Source organism: Streptomyces sp. NPDC034043 (assembly GCF_055575675.1).
Window position 1 is genome coordinate 25,846 of the sequence record NZ_JBVISF010000006.1, and the last position, 18,235, is coordinate 44,080.

The following is an 18,235-nucleotide window of genomic DNA, read 5'->3' on the forward strand; positions in this document are numbered from 1 at the left end:
CCATGCCAGTCAGGAACAGAACCGAGTCGGCCAGGGCGCCGGGGCCGGCCCGGTGCTTGATCGTCGGCGTTCGGTAGTGGCCGTTGCAGTGGGCGCTCGGGGTGCCGGCCTCCAACCGGCCCTCGTCGCGGTGAAGTCCCTCTCGATCACGGGGTCGGCGCCGTCGCCCGTCATAGCTGCTGTCGTCGATGTCCTGCGTGCTGCTCGCGCACTTGTGGGCCGGCGCGGCCGTGGCGGTGGGCACAACCGGTGCCGCTACCGCCGCCACAGCCAGCGCGGCCGCCGCCGCCGTCTTCTCGTCGAGCCCGAAGACCTCCGCGAGGGGGAGTGGGTCAGGCCCCGGCGTTAAGGCGGACGGGGTTCAGAATTGCCCTGAGCCCCTTGGGGGTGGGTCAGCCGAGGCGGAAGTGCTGGTTGGTTCCTTCCACGCATTCCCACTGGACGAGTGCCGCGCTGTTGTCGTTACTCGCGCCGGCCACGGACAGGCACTTGCCGCTGTGCCGGGCCTCGATCGAGAAGTAGCCGCTGTCCTTCTGGACGAGCCGCCACTCCTGGTTGAGGCCGCCCACGCAGCTCCACTGGACGACCGTGGCGTTGTTCTGGATGCTGACGCCGCTGACCGAGAGGCACTTGCCGCTGTTCACGGCGGCCAGCGTGTAGTACCCGGCGCTGGTGGGCACGAGCTTCCACTGCTGGTTCGGGGCGTCCTGGCAGCCCCACTGGACCGCGGCCGCACCGTTGTCATTGCTTACGCCCGCGACCGACACACACTTCTGGCTGTGGCGGGCCACCAGCTGGGCGGTGAACGTGGCGGCAGACGCAGACGGAGCCTGCACGCAGGTGATCAGGCCCGCGGTCGCCAGGGCGGCCGCGGTCGTAAGCAGGCGGGTGGACTTCATGGTGCCTCCAGGAACAGAACGAACGGACACCACCATTGACGGGCAAATCGCCACGCAGCGTAGATGGTTGCGGATCAAGACACCCAAAGGAATGAGAGATACGTAAAAGTGATAAATCGTTCCGATCTTGGCATGCCGCACGCAGGACCGATCCTCCACGGCACCACGACGGCAACAGCACCACGCGCCCGGGACGGTAGCCCTCGGCCTGCGGCAGGGTCCGGCCATGGCCTCCGAGACGCGCCCCGAACGTACGGAACCGCCGCGACCCTCCGGGTCCTCGTACTCGTGGTACTCGTAGGCGTCCCGGGGTCCCTCCCGCGCCCGCCCCCCGCGCCGCGCGTCCCGGGGCCCGGGCCGTCACCGGCCTCGTCCCACGTTCTTGGCCGGAGCGGCCTGCTGCCGGTGGGCGGGGACGGCGGCCTCGGCCGGGGCTGGCTGGCCAGAGGTCGCGGTGGCGGGCGCGGTGGTGGACCGCGAGCGGGCAGCTGTCGGGGAGACCCGGCCCGGGACACGGGCGCGGCCGGGGCGGAGGGCGGTGTCGTCAGGGAGTTCAAGCTCGCGTGCACGAGCCGCCCGACCGTGGTGGAGCCCAAGGCCTCCTTCCAGGTGGTGTCGGCCTGGAGGCGGGCCAGGTGCGCACCAAGGAGTGCGGGGCCGCCCTGGGCGCGGATTTGCTCCATGCGGGCCGCGAGCAGGGGCCAGGGGCGGGAGCCGGCCAGGAGGCCGACCTGCGTCTCGGGTGGCACGTCCTGACGAGTCCGATGATCGTGGCGTGTGCGAGCGGCTTGACGCTGAGCTGTTCCAGCACCTTCGCGCGGTCGCCGAGGCCGGTCATGACGGTGTTACCGAGGGCGGGTTTATGGGAGTGTCGCGGCGTCCAGTACGCGCTGCCGTGCCACCCGCTGGGCCCGGGTTACTGGTTGTGGGGACGACGGCCAGGCTGGGCGCGTTGTCGGGGCCGGGGAGTTCGACGATCCGGTGGTCGAGGCTGCCTGTGATCATCACCGCGAGCAGTGCCAGGTACTCGCGCTGCAGGTCCGGGCTGAAACCTTCCTCCCCCGGCATCGCCACCAGCGCCTGGTGGCCTTGGGCGAGAAGCCCGCAGGTGTCCTGCACCGCCCGGACCACCGCCTCGAACCGCGCCGGGGAGAGCCGGGCGCGCGCCATCTCCAGGTATAAGTCCAGTACATCGGCTCCGCCGGCCTCTTCGGGGCCGCCCGCATCACGTTCGATCACGAGCACCAGCCTTCCCGACCCCCCGCCACCCACACCCCGCTCTTCCGCACAGCGAGAAGGCCCGGGGGTGCATGACGGTCCCGAGCGGACAGCACATACCAAAGCTCGGTACCCGGTTCGAAGAGCGGTACAACGCCGGCATCTTGGGGAGAGGACCCCGAGGTCGTGACCGTCGGGGATGCCGTTGATCTGGTGACGGCGGGGGTTGCCAAGCGGAACTGAGTACCGAAGCGCTGAAGGGGTCGTTCGCCCGCAGGGTGGACGACCCCTTCGCTGTGCCCCAGTACGTGCGTGCGGTGACCGACGGCGGACGCCCTCGTAGCGGACGGCATCAACGTGGCACAGCAGTTGCTGACTGATCCGTTTTACTTGTGGAACTCGCGACGGGCGGATAGTAATCGATCCACCGTAACCACCATGTTCGACGCCCGATGCCGAGTCGGACCGACCGGTGTCGTGGGTGGCGGAGTGCTCCATCTGTCGCCGCGCCCAGTGCTGTGGTCGCACGGCATCGACGTTGAGCAGGTCGGTGGTCATGTGGCTTGCTGAACCGCAGTTGCCGGCCAGGCCGTCCCGTCCCTCATTGCCGCTGTTGTGGTTGCCTTCGAACTCTTGCATCGCCGCAGGGGCTGGGAGTCAGGGCGGCGAGGGCGGCCAACGTGGCGGCACGACATACGGCAAGGGCGGGAACGGTGGCATCAAGGCCGGTGGCGAGAACAGGTACAGCGGAAGCAGGTGGACCGCGGGCGCCGGACAGCGGCACGCGAGGGAACCCTGACGGCGACAGCACGGCCGTGATCTCCTGTTGAGTACACCAGCGGACAGATGCATCCCGGCGGTGGTCGGCATGATGGCCGCCACTGGTCAGAGCATGCGGTTGGAACGAGGCCTCGGTTGCAGGCAGAGGGTTGCGTGTCGTCGGCGGCCCGCCGGCCCGCACGAACGGCGAGCAGTAGCCGGTGGCCCCAGCCTGCTCGGCGGCGGCTCGCCCCGGCCGGGAACGCAGCGGTTGACGGCCGCCTGGGCAAGCAGGCGATCCCCTGCCCAGGCGACGTCTCTGCCTCGATTGCCTCGGCCTGGCCCAGGACTGCGGCAGGCTCCTGGACAACTGCTCAATACGCTTCGGCGCGAGCACCTTGTAGGCGTCCGCGAAGGCAGGGCGGCCCGCCACGTCGGCGGCCGAAGCGGGCGGGCGGCCCGAACGCGAGGGAGGTGAGGGAGGCGAGATAGGGGCCGGCATCATGAGCGCGCCTCCGGCAGAAAGGGGCAGAGCGCACAGGCTCGACACGGTGGTGACGGTGCCTGCCGCGCTCCAGCGCGGACAGGTGCGGCCTCGAGGACGGCGACGATGACCGGGGGCGCGGCGGGGACCATCGCGGTGACCCACTGCCCGGTGTCGAGCTGGACCAAGGCGCGGCGGGGGGCGGCGGCGGGGCGAGGACGACAGGGTGCGCCTTGTGCTCGGCGAGGGCCTGCGGCCGGTAGATGACGGGGGCGGTGGGGGCCAGGGCGCAGGGCGGGGTCTGGTGCATGCTCGTGCGCTCCTCATGAGGCGGGGCGGCGGGGGCTGGCGGGAGGTCAGCCCCCGCCTGGTCGGGTTCAGATCCAGGGGGCGGCGTCGTAGGCGCCGCGGGTGTAGCGGCGGGCCTCGTCGGCCGTGGCGGAGTCCTCGAGGACGGTGGCCCCGGCCGGGGCCAGGTGCGGGTGCGCCCGGCCGGAAGCAGGCACCGGCTGCCGGACAGCGTGATGGGCTGGCAGCAGCGGGGACCGGGGCGGCGGGTGCTTTGGCGGCGACCTTGGTGGTGGTGGCGGCGACGGCCTGGTCGACGCCCGCTCCGGCCGTGTGCGCCTCGAGGTATCCGGCTCCCCACCCTGCGGGCCCGCTCGTGGACGACAACCTCCCTCGTAGTCGGCGCCGCGCGGTGTGGGGCCGGGCGAAGACGAACTCGTCGGCCCACCGCCGTCAGCTCCCCGCGCCGACCGGCTCGTGGCCGTGGAGCCCGCCCCGGCGGCCTCCACCTGCACTTCACCGGCATGCGCGAACCCCTCCGCCTCGCTCTGCCCGCCCCGGCCCGGAGAGTGTCAGGCGTCCGGTCACGCTGACCAGCTGCTGTCCGCCATGCGTACGCCGCCGACCACCCCGCCGCCGCCCTCATCACCTATCAGGACGGCGACGAGACCTTCGCGGGCGCCTTCACCGCCCGCACCCTCACCGGCCAGAAGACCGTCGTGGGGCGCCCGCGGCGGAAGCCAGCGCCCACCCCGGCCGAACTCAGCGCCCGACCCCCTCGCCCCTGAAGTGTTCGACAGCGGAGTTCAGATGCCGGGCTATGCGAAGTCGGAGTAGGCAAGGTGGACCGCACAGACCCGGCACTGGAAGAGGTACGCGGTCGGCTGACCGTCCTTGTCCAGATCGGTGAGGTACTGCTCGACCTGCTCCGGCCGCCAGCCCAGGCCACTGACCTCCGAACGGAGGGACTCGACCGCATCCGGGCGGGTCTGAAGTTCTCGGGCCCCTGCGCGGCCGACGAAGGCGGCACCGTCGCCGCAGTGCAGGAGCCACCGCTCGTCCTGCCACCCGGTGAAGCCCGGCGTGCATTCCGCGATGACCCGCAGCACCTCCATCGGCGCGTCGTCCCCTGCGGCGCCTGCGCTGAAGTGAGCCTCGTACCTCGCTGCCGCATCTCCGCCCGCGATGCACCACGGGCAGATGCGACCAGCAGGTGCCTCGACCGCGTAGACAGGTCCCACGTACAGGTAGCCGCGGTCCTGCCCGCAGCACGCGCACGCCGCATCGGCGGCCACCACCGACCCGGTGGCCAAAGGATCGGGATGGTGCGGGAACCTTGGAAGCGGCTCAGTCACAAGCACCGACCGTAACAACCATCCCGAGCCCAACACCGGTCAGGTCGCCAGGACAAGAGGTTGCTGAGCTGCCCCGCCCGGAGTGAGACCGGCTGCATCTAGGGGGCGCCCCGCACACGCACCGGCCCACGTCACCGGACCGGCCGGGTTCGGCCGGGACGTACTCCGAGCGCCCCGCCGGCCCGAACCACCCGTGCTCCGACATCAGCAGCGCCCCGTCTACAACCTCCTGCGGGGGCCAGCCGGTTACGTCGAGCCGAAGCCTGACCCCAGGCCGGGTCATGGCTACGTGAGCACGGAGCCAGCGGGGTCAGGCGGTGCGCAGCAGGGCCTTGCGGGTGCTGCGGGTGTCGCGCAGGTAGAGCAGGGCCACGCAGGCGGTGATCCACGCGGTCAGCACGGCGAGGCCGGACCACAGGCCGTCAGCGTGGAAGTAGGACATCCCCTGGAGAGCGCGAACCCCCGCGCCGACGGGCAGCACGCCGGACAGCGGATGCAGCCAGTCGGGCAGGTAGAAGGGGGGCATGACGCCGCCGCTGGTGGCGTTGCCGAAGATCAGCAGGATCACCGAGGCGATGGCGGCGCCCGCGGATCCGGTCCATTTCACGATCGCCATGGTCGCGCCTCCCGCTGCCATGGCCATCAGGGCGGTCACCGCGGCCGTGCCCGCGAAGGAGGCGGGGAGGGCTCCGAAACCGGTGTCGCCGGCGAGGAGGGCGACGATGATGCCGCCGAGGGCGCCGAAGAGGGTCAGGCTGGCGATGCGCTGGCGAAAGCGCAGGGCGGGCGCGGCCTGGTAGGTCATCATGCCGAAGAGGTAGCCGGCCAGGACGAGGCCGAAGGCGGCGTAGAAGACCGACAGGCCTCGGGTGTCGCCGGCGGACACCGGCAGGATGTCCTCGCCGGCCGGGGGCGGGCCGTGCTGCGCCGCGGCTTGGGCGAAGGCGGCGGTCAGGGTGCCGGTCACGGAGGGGCCGTTGGCGCCGGCGTAGAGCAGCTTGCCGCTGCCCTGTCCGTGGGCGGGGAGGTGGGCGGCGTAGACCTCGCGGTGCTCGACCGCCTCGCGGGCCGCGGCTTCGTCGCCGTAGGGCCGGATCTCGAAGCCGCCGGGCAGGACCCGTTCCAGGTCGGCTTCCAGGCGGTGCGCCTCGGCGGCGGTGCCGACGGCTGCGACGGGGAGGTCATGCGGGCGGGGAGCGTGGAAGGCGGCGAGGTAGACGCTCACGAAGATCGTCCCGATGGCGAGCACCACGGCGACGGGCAGCAGGACGCCCTTCAGGCCGGAGTTGGGGTGAGGTTCGGGGGCGGGGTCGGGTATGTCCCCGTGGGTGGCCGACAGGGCGTCGGCGAGATGGAGGGAGGTGGGGGCTGGCATGAAGAGAACCGTCCACAAGTTGTAAGGTGCCTGATAACCGAAGCAGTAAAACATAAGTTGCCTTACAAGTGGGGTCCCTGTGAGCGAGCAGCCCATCCACACCGGCTATCTGGCCTGGCACTTCGCCCAGGCCATGGCCACCCGTCTGGAGAGAGAACTGCGCGCTCTCGACCTGAACCTCGCGCAGTACAACGCCCTCCAGCGGGCCGAGCGCCAGCCGGGGATCTCCAGCGCCGACGCCGCCCGTCACGCCGGCATCACCGCCCAGTCGATGGGCTCTGCCGTGGCCAGCCTCACCGACCGCGGGCTGCTCACGCGCTCGCCCCACCCCACCAACCGCCGCATCCTGTGCCTGCACAGCACTCCCGACGGCTCCCGCCTCCTGGAGCAGGCACGAGACGTGGTCCGCCGGGTCAATGAAGAGGCACTGGCGGTTTTGGAGCCCCAGGAGCGGGCCTCGGTGCATCACCTCCTGCACCGTCTGGTCACCCATCTCAACCCCGGCGCCCTGCCCCCCACCGCTGGTCCCACGGCAACCCCCGACCCGTGAGACCAGCCGCCGTACCTGCCGGCGGCATCGGCGCGGGGCGACTGATGGGCAGCCCCGGCGCACGCGCGGGGGGGCGGCCCTGTTCTCGTCATACCTCAGAGCTACGCAACCGAGCAGCTCTGCAGGGTGACGCCGACCACGGCCCCCCATCCCTAACGTCGGTTGAGACTCCCTCCCGACCGCTCAGACCATGGACGCCACTCCCGGCCTGTCCGCCACGGAGCTCATGGCCGCCTACTACGGTCAGCGCGCCAGTGCGGGCCTGATCGTCACCGAGGGCACCCAGCCGTCGGCGGTCGGTCAGTGCTACCCGGACACCCCCGGCATCCACTCCAACGAGCTGATCGAGGCGCGGAAGAAGGTCACCGGCGCGGTCCACGAGCGCGGCGGGGTGATCTTCCTACAGCCGATGCACACCGGGCGGGTCGGCCACCCGAGCCTGATGGGCCTGACACCGGTCGGACCCTCTGCGGTCAAGGCCGCCGGCCAGGTCTACACCCACCAGGGCCCGCAGAATTCGTCACTCCTCGCGAGCTGACCGAGGCGGAGATCGCCCGGACCATCGCCGACTACGCCACCGCCGCGCGCAACGCGGTCGCGGCCGGCTTCGACGGCGTGGAACTGCACGGCGCCAACGGCTCACTGACCTCACTCGCCGGCCTGGGCCGGGAGCAGGAGGCCGCCACGCTTGCCGCAGCCGGCCGCCAACTCGAAGCCTACCGCGTGGGGTTCGTCCCGGGCCGGTTCGGCTTCGACGCCGACGAGTACACCCTCCACCAGGCCGAGTCCGCCATCGCCCTCGGCCACCACAACCGCGCCCGCTCTGCTGCCGAAACGTCCATCGCCTCCGCTGCCGTGGCCACCCCCGGCTGGGCCGCGGCCACCCTGGTGCTCGCACAGGCCGAGGCACCCACCCAGCCCCGCCGATGCCGCTCAGCGGGCCCTGGACGTCCTCGCCCGTATCCCCGCAGCTCGGCTGCGTTCGACATCGCGCGCCCGCCTCGCCCGCCTCGACCAGGTCCTGGCCGGCGTTTCGGCAACAGGAGTCGGCGACCTCCACGAACGTGTCCGCGTCCTGGTTCCCTTAATCGACGACCATGGCCACGCCAGCACCTGATGGCCAAGCCCTCACTACCGCTCCGGTGTCACCGGGACGACCTGCGGCCCGCCGAGGACGGGAAAGTCCCCCCAGAACTGCGTTTCGTCCCGAAGCACACCTGCGTCACGCCTGATGGCGGCCCCAACGGCCCAGCGGGCGAGCTCGCTGGGGGCGGCCGCCTCCGTTAGGCCGAGCGCGGCCGCGGCCTGTGGGGGGAGGGCGTCCTCCTTGGCACAGCGGGCCGCCCAGTACCCGACTTCGCTGGCGGTGGTCTCCAACCGGCGGGCCGCCCGTACCGCGGCAAGCGGCGCGGTTTCGGCGAGCTTGCCCATCTCGGCTTCCACCTGCTCCAGGAGGCGGGTGAGCGTCTCCGGCAGTGGGATGGTGGCCTTCTCGACGGCCGCTGTGGTAGGCCCGCAAGGTGTAGCGGCGGCCATCACGGAGAGTGCAAGTGCCGGTTTTCGCTCCGATGTAAACGAGCTCTGATCTCGCATAGCTGCAACCCCGCCAGGCGGGGGCAGCGTGACCACTACTCTGACGGCAGATCTGGACCGGAAGGGGGGCTGCCGTGCCCGAGCAGAGCGTCCACGGTGACCAGGACGGCGAGAGGATCTCCTTCGCCGAGAAGGCCAAGGGCCTTCTGCTGGGTGCCGGCACTGTGGCTGTCGCTGTCGGCCTGCTCATCGTGCGTGCCAGGAAGCAGTACGCCGCCGAGGTTGGAGAGCCCGACGAGTCACTCGGCGCCAGGGTTCCGACATCTGCGGAGCTTGAGTTCGACGCCATCGTGCGCGCCGTCGCAGCAGACGCCTGGAGGGTCAGGAGCGTCGTCACGAACGGCTTTCGCGTGTACGCACGGTTCGAATCGGGCGGGGGAGGGACGTGGAAGGCCTCCTTCCATTTTGATCCTGCGACAGGCGACTACCGCTACTCCGCCCCCTATCCGGACGCGAAGGCTCCTCTGTTCTTCGGTGACGAGGTCCGTCGCCGAATGAGAGAAGCAGGGGCCGGATGACAGCCGGCCCCGGCCGAATGCGTCACTGCCTCTGGAGTAAAGCGGGCAGCAGGTACTCGTGACCGGGCCGACTCTCCACAGACATCAAGGGCTTGCGCCTGATGGTCAGCCCGTTCAGCTCGCTGCCCAGCCGAGGCAGCCGGCGGTGCAGGGCCCGCTGCGCGGCGTGGAAGCGGGCCCCTCCTGTGCGGTGTAGGGACGGCGGCGCGCTGTTGCCAGGGCCCAGGAGGCCCAGTGGTCCTACTCAGCGCGGCGGTGGTCGCCGTCGATCACCCGAGCAGTCGCGACGGCCGGGTCGGCCACGATGTCGGCCCCGACGGCCATGGTCGATAGACAACCGGTCGCTCGGCCCGGGCCCGAGTACGGCAGCCGGACGCTCCGGTTCGACGCCTGATCATCGTCACGCCCCGATATGAGCCGCCGCGCGCGGCGGGCGACTGGTCCGGAGCGGGGCACCCGGACCGTTCAGGTGCGTGCCGGCCTGCGTACTGACAGGAGCAGGCCATTCTCCCCGTTGCGGGTGATGAAGACGCCCGCTCCGTCGTCGGTGTGCAGGAGGGGAACCTCCGTTCCCGCTTCCAGGGCCTTCGCGTCGCCGGTGGGGGCGTTCAGGTCCAACTGGGTGAGCACGGTTGAGCCGGCCGCCGCGGTGTCTTGTACTGCCCCGTACGCGGTGCTGTTGTCTCGGATCGACGCCACCGCGATGGTCTTGCGGTTGCCGTCGCCCTGCAGGCAGATGCTGCGCTTGTTCTTGAGGTCGAAGACGACGGCACCGGCTGCGAGGTACTGGCCGCTGGGAGAGGAGACCATCGGGTATTCGCGGTCGGGGTCGTCGACGGAGGCGCCCTTCTGCCCGCAGACCATGTGGGCCTGGGGCTTTCCGGTGTTCAGGTCATGGACGGACCATAGAGGGGTGTCGCCGGCGGACTTGGCGTACCAGTTGATGAGAGCGTGTCCGGCTGCTGCGCCGTAGACGCTGCCGTTCCACTGCCCGAGGAAGCCGATCTGTGCCTCGACGCCCTCGGGTGTGAGGGTCTCGCTGAAGTAGCGGCCGGGGATGCCGAATCCTCCTCCCCCCATGGCGACCAGCGGGCCGTTCTCGGTGGCGGCGGCGACGCGGCTTCTGTCGCACGAGAACACGCGCGCACATTGCTGCATCAGCCGGTCGGCGTCCTGGTGGACGGCTACCTCGCCGTTGGTTACGTTGACCGTCGCGGCCCGCTTCGGCAGGGCCCCATCCTCTCCCCAGGCAACCAGCAGGCGACTGCCTGTTGCGTGGACCCGAATCTTTCCAGGATCGGCGGACACGGGAACGTCGATTTCCCGCAGGGGCTTGACCGACTCCCCCTTCGCGTCTGCGGGGAAGATCGCGAGGCGGACGATCTCAGCGCCGTCGTGCAGCTGGTCCTTGCCGCGCAGGCCGTGGGCGTACGCCACCACGTATCCGCGGCCGTCGACTTCCGCGCCCGTCATGTCCGGGATCTCGGCCGGGCCACTCGAGGTCTTCTGGGCTCCGGCTACCGGGGTCGGTGCCGCCCAGGGGGCTGACCGCCAGGCCAGCTTGCCGCTGCTTGCACGCGCGGAGATCGTGTAGCCGTTGGAGGCTGCTTGCATGAACGCGACAGTCTGAGACCGTGGCACGACCGTCACCGGCAGCGTCCTTACGGACTGCGGCACCCATGAGAGAACTTCGTCCCATCCGCTCGCGGCGTCGTACGGCGACGGCACACTCAGCTTGGTGAGCGGAGTGGCGGTCGCGGCGCGGCCGGGCCATCCGAGAGGCTTGTTTTCCGCGTTGTCGGTACCACTGGAGCATCCTGTGGCTACTCACGCCAGCAGGGTCACTGCGGTCATTGTGTGCCGTGCGCATCTTCTTGTCCTTCGCGGGGCGCCTAGTGATGTTCGACTGGACGGTAGCAAGCCGTTACGCAGCGTCATCCGAGTGTCAGAGAGGATCAGCCGACGATGCGCCGGACTACCAGGATCGGGCCGAGTTCCTCTTGCTTGGTGACGCTGACGGGGCGTCCGGTGCGGGGTGCGTGCACGACGTATCCGTAGCCGATCGCCATGGCCACGTGCTCGGGTGCTGATCCGCGTGCGAACAGAAGGTCGCCGGGGGCGATCCCGGCGGACGGTACTGCGTGTCCGTCGTAGATCTGGGTGTAGGTGGTGCACGTGATTTCCACGCCCGCGACTCCGTAGGAGCGCTGGGTCAGGGAGGAGCAGTCGCACCGCTCGGAGGGGTTGGGGCCGTGGGGGTTGGGGCAGCTGCCGCCCCACTGGTACATGGTGCCGAGCTGGCCAGGGCGCGGGGAGCAGGGTAACCGGCACTTGGACTGCAGCCACTGACAGTCCGGGCAGGCAAGAGCGCATTCAGAAGCCAGTCAGGGACTGAAGGGACCGAGTTTCGACATGCAGTAGCTCGCTTCGCGCGGCTGGGACCGTCTTGGTCAGGCGACGGTACGCGTGGCGGCGCCCGCCGCTCCGCGCTGGGAACGCTCGGTCTTCATCCCAATGTGCCCGGGCTCCACCGTGCGCGGGTCTACCGCCTCGCCCGGGGCGCCGACCCGAGGCGCAGGCCGTTGAGACTTTCCCGCCTCCTGGGGTTCTGCGGGATCCGGCCTACGAGCAGAAATCCGACGGGCACCGCATGCTGGTGTTCACCCCCACCGGACCTGGCGGGCGTGTGCTGCTGCAGACCCGCCGCGGCGCCTTGGTACAGGATCGCTTCCCCGACCTTGTCGCAGCCGCCGAGCAGCTCCCGCATGGACTGGTCCTCGACGGTGAAGCCCTCGTGCGGAACCCGGAGGCCGGCGCCCTGTCCTTCGAGGGGCTGCAACGCCGAGCCGCCGTCCGCGCCCGCTCCGCCCCCGCTCTGGCCGCCCGCAAGCCGTCGTCCGGCCGGGCATCGAATTTGGTCACGAGGCTGTCGTCTGGCTGACACCGGTGCAATGTTGCCATCAGCGGTGATCGTCGATCTGACGGCCACCGCCCTGGCTCCCCCAGGTCTCCTGGGCGCGGGCCGCGCCGTCCCTCCCGGCCTCCCCGCGCGTATCTTCCTCCACGGTGTTCCGCCGGTGTGAGACGACGGGGCCCAGGCAGAACCCGGGCAGGCGTCGGCCCTCCGGTGGGGGTGCGCCAAACGGGCGACACAACGGGGACCGACCGCGCATCACGGTGTTGAACCTGTATGCCGTCCTCGCGTTCTCGCCGCTGGCAGCCGCGGCCGCCCGCCGTCACTCGCGCCCATGCCCCGCTGACTGGCGAGTTCGCCGCCGACCCGGCGTTGTGCCATCAGGCGTTACAGACCGCCGTCGACTTCGGCATCTTGGCCATCGACGCAATCGCCGACCTACTCCCCCACGAGGAATCCCTCGCCTTGGTCAAGCGCTTGGGCTTCTGCGATGGCGGCCGCCTCGCCCTGGACGACGACCTCACCCGCAGCGCACTGAGCACCGTTGCGGCCGCCAACGTGGCCGCCTGCCAGGGCCTGGTGCTCGTCGCGGTCGCCTACGCCCACCGCACCTTCGGGTGCGCCGGCCTCAGCACCTTGGTCCACGAGCTCACCGAAGGCCGCCGGGCCACGTTCGAGCCTCCAGCGCTGACCGCTCTCCTGGACCGCGTCCGAGCGGCCCACCAGGCGGAGCACGGCCACGCCGGCCACAGCCGGATTCCTGACGCGGTGATGTGGCCGAAGACTGCGGCCTGCTCCATGCCCGAGCTCATCCCCCACCCTTGAACCAGCCGCACGGCAAAGGCAAGCGCGGCCGTTCCCGCTGGAAACGGGCCCGGCGATCACCGAGCCACGTCCGGCCAGGCGGGTTTCCCACCGCAGAGACGTCCGCGCCGTGAGCGAGGAGTTGTGTAGGCATGAGCAGCTGTACGTGCGACTTCGGCGTCATGGTGGGACCGGCGGTGATGGCCGCCGGCTTCCTTCGCCTCATTCAGGCCCGGGCCGACGGGAAAAGGCGCCGTGGCGACAACGGGACCATCCGCGAGGTGCTGGACACCCTGGCCAGCCAGCCGGCCGGAGGGCGGCCGGCCGGTCCTGTTCGAGTTCGCTCACTGGGCCGACGAACTGAATGTTCGTGTCACGCGACTGAGGGAGGTGGCGGGGTGGCTCGTCGAGCACGAGTTTCTGGCAATGGAGGGAGACGTGGACGGCATCGCCCGCTTGTGGGTGAACCCCTCCGTAGCCCTCGCACCCTGGGCGGACCTCCGTCCCCTCGCGTCCCGATACCGCTTTCCCTACATCACAACGGCGGAAGGGGGGATGACCGCCGAACAGCCAGTGATCGTCCGCCCGTACGACGCGGCCGGGTGGGACGAGTTCTACCAGTCGCACCTGCACATGATCGAGGACCCCTGCTGCTTCTCCTCCGCAGGCTGCCCGACCCACGACCGGTAGCCCTTCGGCAGGGAGCCGTCCAGGACCGGCGGCCGCGCTCTGTCAGGACACAGTGTCCGCTGCCTTGGCTCACATGGGGGTCAGCTGTGCCGTGGGCGGCGTGGGCCAGACCAGCTTGCCTTGGCCGCGTTCCGTTCCATGCGGAACTGCGCGGGCAGTACGGCGCTCTCGATAATGTCGAGTGCCAGTGCGTTGACGGACACGTAGGTGTCGTCCACCCGCTCCACGAAACCGCGGGTGATGAGCCGGTCGACCGCCTCACACCATTCGTCGGCGGGGATGAAGTCCAGAGGCAACAGACAGAGCGCCACCGCGAAGTCGTCGACCGTCCGGGCCTCAGCCTGAGAAGGGCCAATCGCAGCAGGGCCGCGGTCTCGTACGGGTACGGCGCCAAGTCGGCCATGACGTCCTCGTGCCAGGCCGCCACGAGCGTGTCGGACCGCCCAGGCTGCAGCTCCATGTAGACACCGTTGGCTTTGTACACGTCGAAGAGCAGCGTTTCGACAGCAGTTCGGGAACCACCCTCGCCATCAGCACTGGGCCGTTGTTCATGACGACGGGAGGCACCGCCCACCGCCGGCAAGTCGTACCGACGGTCTGGGCGTCCCCGAGGCCGGGGCCGGGCTTCGGGGAGCATTGGTACAGCGGTGCTCCGGGACAACGGCGGCCTCGGCGGTGGGCGGGTCTTCTGGGCCGCCGACCTGTGACCCGCACGCCGTCGGTCGAGGTGTCCGGGCGACACGGCGGCTTCGGACATATATCCCCGTATCCGGTACCGCCGCATGCTAGAGATAGGGAGCAAATTGTCACGAAGTAGGAGGTATAGGACTATGCGGACAACTCTTCTCCGTGTGACCGCCGCGCTGGGTGCCGCGGCAGTGCTGGCCATCTGCGGCGCCGGCGCGGCCAGCGCCGACGGCGTGGGCAACGCAGGCATCGGCAACGCAGGCGTCGGCAATGCAGGCGCTTTCAACGACGGCATCGGCAACGCGGGCCTCGCCAACGGGGGTCTGGGCAACGCGGGCATCGCCAACACGGGCATCGGCAGCCACGGCATCGGCAATTCAGGCATCGGCAGCTCCGGCATCGGCAACTGAGACGGGTCCACGGCCCCCGCACGTCCGGGTCGCCCGACGCGCCCGGCTGACGCTGGGCCGGTCCACCACCCGGGCTGCCTGCTCCACCAGCGGCCAGCCCGGGTGCGTGCGTCCAGTAGCTGGCTGTGAGGATGGCGAAACACACGCAGGATCGGCTTCACCTCGTTGCACGAGAACCTGGATGCCATCACCTGCGGCGGGACGGATCGGCGGCCGCCCAAGGGCTGCCACCGAGGAAGAAACGGACAGCGATGTTCCCCGCTTCGGGAGGCGTCAGAGCCCCCGTGGATCCGAACGGTGCTGCTCAACGTCGTGGCTGTGCTTCGGCCCCGCCAGGGATTCATAACACGTTGGACTGTCTGCCACGGAGTTGCGACGATGCCCTCGGTTTCTCCAGCGGAGGGCATTTGTTCGTTTTCGTGTGTGCGGGATGCGGCGCCGAGCTGACCAACCCGCTGTCCGGGGTCGCCCTGCCGGCCCACCCTCATCAGAAGTACGGGAACGTTCGCCGTGGACCCGGAGCCCTGGGGGCCGCCGTGGCGGAGATGGGAGGAGATCCATCCGGACGAGGCGGTGGCCCGCGGCATCTACTCGCCGGTCTACGCCCTCTCCGACGGCGCCCGCGGCTCGATCGTCATCACCCCCGGCGACGCCCGCGGCACCCTGCTGGTCCCGGAGCGGGTCGGCGGCTATTGTTGCGGCCTCGACAGAGCAGACGGTCCCAACATGGCATGCGAGGAGTGCGGCCTGCCCGTGGCGAGCCGGGGCGACGAGTGCGCGCTCCGCGACGACCCGCCCGCCCCCCGGTACTTGTTCCGCGCCGATCCGGGCGTGTTTCAGCACACTCTGGTCCGGCTGCCAGCCGTCCGCAGTCCGTGGTGGCGTGAGATCCCCGAGAACCTCACCAGCACATGCGCGCCGGCCTCTTCTAGCGGACTGACCAAAGGTGCCGAGACCGCCTCAGGCTGTGATGCGGCACGACTTCGCCACCACAAGGTAGACAGAATCGGAACCGGCCACAGTGGCACACCAGGTGCATCACACCGGTCTTCAGCCTGTCGGGCTCAGCTCTTCGCGGCCTTCGCGGAGTTCCGCCATCAAACGCGCGGCGTCGGTCAGGAGCGTGCCCTGCAAGGTCACGACAGCCGGCTGGGATTCTGGGGTGGTGGTCAGAGTCTGTTGCTGGGCGCGGTCGAGCTCAGCGGCTGCGTCATCGAGCGCCGCATCGAGCTTGTCCGGTTCGGTGCGCCCCGTATGGCCGATGTGCTCCATGGCGGTGGCCATCGTGCGGAGCAGGGACGCGTAGCTGGAGCGGAAGGGGGTGGGTACGGCATCCAATTGCCCGCTGTCGACAGCGTGGCCGAGGGTGCGGGTGACGGAGCGGAGGTGGCCCAGGCACCTTTGGGCCGCTGTGACGGCTTCGCGGGCCCGGGGAAGGGCTTGTGCGGCGCCGTCAAAACTCCGGCGGGGATTGAGGCGGCTGTTCTCCTTCTCCGTGTCAATGGAGCGCTCGATGCGGTCCGCGTCCGCGGATGACTGCCGCAGCTCCCACCGCCACTGCTTCACCTGATCGGCGTCCGGGCCACGCGCCCCGAAGGCGTCGGCCAGGTCAGCGATGCGGCGCTGGATTCCGGTGTAGAGCTCGGCGACCGCTTCCTGCCGGTGACGGACATGCCGCGCCGGGGCGAGCAGGACATGGGTGAAGAGGCCGCACAGCGCGCCGATGGCGACGGAGACGGCCAGATAGCCGATGTAGTCAATCCTGCCGTGCCCGGAGGAGAAGGCGAAGATGCCGACGATCGCAATCTGAATCCCGTGCTCACCCAGACGCCTGACCCGCCCGAGCGCCAGGGCAACGAGAGTAAGCAGTCCGAAACTCCAGCTGTGAAGCCCTGCGGTGGCTGCCAGCGTGGCCGCGAGTACAGCTCCGGCCGTCATCGCCAGCAGGTATTGGACGCAGTCGCGCAGGGAGCGGTACAGCGTCGTCTGGAGTACAACCAGAGCGGCGAACGGGGCGAAGGTCACCACCGCTGGCGTAAGGAAGTGGTGGGCCAGCATCCATGCCGCCATGGCCGCGACCCCGCTCTTTGCGATCAACAGCAGGTCATCACGTTCGTTTCCCGCAGACCGCCCTGCACGCCGCAGATACCTGAGTGTCTCCAGAGCCTGCACCCCCACGTCTCTCAACGTCTTGCGCCACCGTGGCACATGAACCACCTCCAAGGAGCCGCATGCCCCCGTCGGCAGGTTGTATATCTGGTGTGCGGTACGCCGCCGCGTCGCCGGAGACCAGCTGATTGAGGCAAACCGGAGCTGGACCGAGGGGGTGCGTGACGCTTGGGGTACGTGATCCACGGTCCTGCGGATCCCTCCCGGCTTCGAGGCAGCTTTGCGTGATCGCTGCCGTGGTCCTGGTCAGCGCCATCCGCCATGGCGGCAGCGTGCCCCACGCCGGGAGGCGCGCCAGCCAGCAGTGCTCCTGCGGGGAGCCCTCCTCGCTCCGTCGAGCTCGCTTCGTTGCTCTCGGTCCTTCTTCGTCTGCTGAACCATGGCCCTCCGCCCGATGCAATACGACGTAACGGAAAAGTCGTGCTGTCCGAGAACGCCTCCGCCACCGGGCACGAGAGTCGGGTCGAAGCGAACGCCCCACACAGAATCGGCACGCCGCACCGGCCTGCCCGGGTAGGGGTAAGGCGGGGCGCGCTCCAGTGCGTTATCGCTCCGACAGAAGCAGACTTCCTCGGGTTTCGGGGGAGACGGCGTGGGGCGGGAAGGCGCGGCTTCATGCGCACCGGCCGCTTTCCGCCTCGACGTGAGCAGAGACCCCCGCGGTGCCCGTCGCGCCACCGCCGGCGGCTGCCGGCCCGTCGATCGGAGACCTCATCGGCGAGATCGGCCAGGGGCTGTCCCAGCTGGTCCGCGATGAGATCGAGCTGGCGAAGGCCGAGATCAAGCAGGATTCAGCGAAGGCCGGCAAGGCGGTCGGCATGCTGGGCGGAGCGGGTTGCGCCGGGCATGTGCTGCTGCTGTTCGCCAGCCTCACCGTCGTCTTCGCCCTGGCCAACGTCATGGACCCTGCGTGGGCCGCCCTGATCGTCACAGCCCTGTGGGCGGTGGTCGGGGCTGTGCTGTACGTGACGGGACGCAAGCGCCTGCGGGCCGTCAACCTCAAGCCGGAGCGGCCCTGAGCAGCGGCCCCCGCACAGTCGGCGGTCCGAGGCTTCGGGCCGCGGTTGCGTGGGGTGGAGCAGGGGAGTCAGGCCCGGAGCAGACGGCCGATTTCCTGAGGGTCCAGTCCGGTGAGCTGCGCGATGCGGGGCGCGGGGATTCCGGCGGTCAGGGCGCGGTGTACCAACGCCTCCCAGTCCTGCGTGGTGTCGCGGAACTCCAGGAGTTCGGTCTCCATGTCCCTGATGGACTGGGGCGCGCACTCCTGCTGGACGCGCAGCGACTCCTCCTCGCTGAGCGGTACGGGCAGCCGCTCGGCCCCCTCGGGGATGAACGCCTCCGCGTCGGCGGGCACGATCCTCACCTTCTCCGACGAGGCGGAGGCTTCGTGGGCCTGTAGCCAGCCGTGGACCGCGGGGGTTTGGGCGCACTCCAGGTCGCCGACGGCGGCCAGGGCCGCGCCGAGGCGGGGGTGGCGATCGGGGAGCAGGAACAGGTAAGCGTCGTCGGCCATCGTGTCGTT

At 70.1% G+C, this 18,235-nt stretch carries 19 protein-coding genes and 3 pseudogenes; 9 read left to right on the forward strand and 13 right to left on the reverse strand.

Annotated elements, in window-relative coordinates; all coding sequences use genetic code 11:
* Positions 1–392: 392 nt before the first annotated feature.
* The 5 genes from ACZ51S_RS16395 to ACZ51S_RS16415 form a co-directional block, all read right to left on the reverse strand.
* Positions 393–899, reverse strand: coding sequence for an RICIN domain-containing protein (locus ACZ51S_RS16395; protein ID WP_468961189.1), 507 nt, complete (start codon positions 897–899; stop codon positions 393–395).
* Between the two features lie 834 nt (positions 900–1,733).
* Positions 1,734–2,144 carry a hypothetical protein gene (locus tag ACZ51S_RS16400; protein ID WP_468889190.1) on the reverse strand — a complete coding sequence of 137 codons (411 nt, stop codon included), beginning with the start codon at positions 2,142–2,144 and terminating at the stop codon, positions 1,734–1,736.
* 1,593 nt (positions 2,145–3,737) lie between these two features.
* Complete coding sequence (locus tag ACZ51S_RS16405) at positions 3,738–3,866, reverse strand: hypothetical protein (protein WP_468961191.1); 129 nt, start codon at positions 3,864–3,866, stop codon at positions 3,738–3,740.
* A gap of 600 nt (positions 3,867–4,466) precedes the next feature.
* Complete coding sequence (locus ACZ51S_RS16410; protein ID WP_468961193.1) at positions 4,467–5,039, reverse strand: CbrC family protein; 573 nt, start codon at positions 5,037–5,039, stop codon at positions 4,467–4,469.
* A 274-nt stretch (positions 5,040–5,313) separates the two neighbouring features.
* Positions 5,314–6,378, reverse strand: coding sequence for an ABC-2 transporter permease (locus ACZ51S_RS16415; RefSeq protein WP_468961195.1), 1,065 nt, complete (start codon positions 6,376–6,378; stop codon positions 5,314–5,316).
* Between the two features lie 79 nt (positions 6,379–6,457).
* Here ACZ51S_RS16415 and ACZ51S_RS16420 point away from each other — a divergent pair, with 79 nt between their 5' ends.
* Both ACZ51S_RS16420 and ACZ51S_RS16425 read left to right on the forward strand, forming a co-directional pair.
* Entirely contained in the window at positions 6,458–6,928 is a 471-nt protein-coding gene (locus ACZ51S_RS16420; RefSeq protein ID WP_468802316.1) for a MarR family winged helix-turn-helix transcriptional regulator, read from the forward strand.
* Between the two features lie 202 nt (positions 6,929–7,130).
* A pseudogene (locus tag ACZ51S_RS16425) lies at positions 7,131–7,573 on the forward strand (oxidoreductase); the annotation flags it as partial.
* Between the two features lie 3 nt (positions 7,574–7,576).
* Here ACZ51S_RS16425 and ACZ51S_RS16430 read toward each other — a convergent pair.
* Both ACZ51S_RS16430 and ACZ51S_RS16435 read right to left on the reverse strand, forming a co-directional pair.
* Positions 7,577–7,735, reverse strand: coding sequence for a hypothetical protein (locus ACZ51S_RS16430; RefSeq protein ID WP_468961453.1), 159 nt, complete (start codon positions 7,733–7,735; stop codon positions 7,577–7,579).
* A gap of 324 nt (positions 7,736–8,059) precedes the next feature.
* Complete coding sequence (locus tag ACZ51S_RS16435) at positions 8,060–8,464, reverse strand: hypothetical protein (RefSeq protein WP_468961455.1); 405 nt, start codon at positions 8,462–8,464, stop codon at positions 8,060–8,062.
* A 131-nt stretch (positions 8,465–8,595) separates the two neighbouring features.
* On the opposite strand from ACZ51S_RS16435, the gene ACZ51S_RS16440 reads away from it, so the two are divergent.
* Positions 8,596–9,039 carry a hypothetical protein gene (locus tag ACZ51S_RS16440; RefSeq protein ID WP_468961197.1) on the forward strand — a complete coding sequence of 148 codons (444 nt, stop codon included), beginning with the start codon at positions 8,596–8,598 and terminating at the stop codon, positions 9,037–9,039.
* 465 nt (positions 9,040–9,504) lie between these two features.
* On the opposite strand, the gene ACZ51S_RS16445 is transcribed toward ACZ51S_RS16440, so the two are convergent.
* From ACZ51S_RS16445 to ACZ51S_RS16455, 3 genes and pseudogenes are all read right to left on the reverse strand, one after another.
* Positions 9,505–10,653: a hypothetical protein gene (locus ACZ51S_RS16445; RefSeq protein WP_468961199.1), complete on the reverse strand. Its 1,149-nt coding sequence runs from the start codon at positions 10,651–10,653 to the stop codon at positions 9,505–9,507.
* A gap of 341 nt (positions 10,654–10,994) precedes the next feature.
* Positions 10,995–11,327 (reverse strand): C40 family peptidase, encoded by a 333-nt coding sequence (locus tag ACZ51S_RS16450; RefSeq protein ID WP_468961201.1) that lies wholly within the window; start codon positions 11,325–11,327, stop codon positions 10,995–10,997.
* A gap of 162 nt (positions 11,328–11,489) precedes the next feature.
* Positions 11,490–11,609 (reverse strand): annotated as a pseudogene (locus ACZ51S_RS16455) (DUF6009 family protein); the annotation flags it as partial.
* A gap of 38 nt (positions 11,610–11,647) precedes the next feature.
* Between ACZ51S_RS16455 and ACZ51S_RS16460 the strand changes: the two are divergent.
* From ACZ51S_RS16460 to ACZ51S_RS16470, 3 genes are all read left to right on the forward strand, one after another.
* Complete coding sequence (locus ACZ51S_RS16460; protein WP_468961437.1) at positions 11,648–11,980, forward strand: ATP-dependent DNA ligase; 333 nt, start codon at positions 11,648–11,650, stop codon at positions 11,978–11,980.
* 387 nt (positions 11,981–12,367) lie between these two features.
* The gene (locus ACZ51S_RS16465) at positions 12,368–12,778 is read left to right on the forward strand and encodes a hypothetical protein (protein WP_468961203.1); all 411 of its coding nucleotides are present in this window, start codon (positions 12,368–12,370) and stop codon (positions 12,776–12,778) included.
* A gap of 534 nt (positions 12,779–13,312) precedes the next feature.
* Positions 13,313–13,447, forward strand: a complete 135-nt coding sequence (locus ACZ51S_RS16470; protein WP_468961205.1) for a hypothetical protein — start codon at positions 13,313–13,315, stop codon at positions 13,445–13,447.
* 80 nt (positions 13,448–13,527) lie between these two features.
* Here ACZ51S_RS16470 and ACZ51S_RS16475 read toward each other — a convergent pair whose 3' ends face one another.
* Complete coding sequence (locus ACZ51S_RS16475; protein ID WP_468961207.1) at positions 13,528–13,758, reverse strand: hypothetical protein; 231 nt, start codon at positions 13,756–13,758, stop codon at positions 13,528–13,530.
* Positions 13,759–14,298: 540 nt separating this feature from the next.
* Between ACZ51S_RS16475 and ACZ51S_RS16480 the strand changes: the two genes are divergently transcribed.
* Together ACZ51S_RS16480 and ACZ51S_RS16485 are read left to right on the forward strand one after the other, a co-directional pair.
* Complete coding sequence (locus ACZ51S_RS16480) at positions 14,299–14,544, forward strand: hypothetical protein (protein WP_468961209.1); 246 nt, start codon at positions 14,299–14,301, stop codon at positions 14,542–14,544.
* Between the two features lie 407 nt (positions 14,545–14,951).
* Positions 14,952–15,327, forward strand: a pseudogene (locus ACZ51S_RS16485) (hypothetical protein); the annotation flags it as partial.
* Positions 15,328–15,594: 267 nt separating this feature from the next.
* Here ACZ51S_RS16485 and ACZ51S_RS16490 read toward each other — a convergent pair.
* Positions 15,595–16,722 carry an FUSC family protein gene (locus tag ACZ51S_RS16490; RefSeq protein WP_468479861.1) on the reverse strand — a complete coding sequence of 376 codons (1,128 nt, stop codon included), beginning with the start codon at positions 16,720–16,722 and terminating at the stop codon, positions 15,595–15,597.
* 653 nt (positions 16,723–17,375) lie between these two features.
* On the opposite strand from ACZ51S_RS16490, the gene ACZ51S_RS16495 reads away from it, so the two are divergent.
* Positions 17,376–17,732 (forward strand): phage holin family protein, encoded by a 357-nt coding sequence (locus ACZ51S_RS16495; protein ID WP_468479860.1) that lies wholly within the window; start codon positions 17,376–17,378, stop codon positions 17,730–17,732.
* Between the two features lie 68 nt (positions 17,733–17,800).
* Here the strand turns inward: ACZ51S_RS16495 and ACZ51S_RS16500 are convergent, their stop codons facing one another.
* Entirely contained in the window at positions 17,801–18,226 is a 426-nt protein-coding gene (locus ACZ51S_RS16500) for a DUF6003 family protein (RefSeq protein WP_468803204.1), read from the reverse strand.
* Positions 18,227–18,235: the final 9 nt, after the last annotated feature.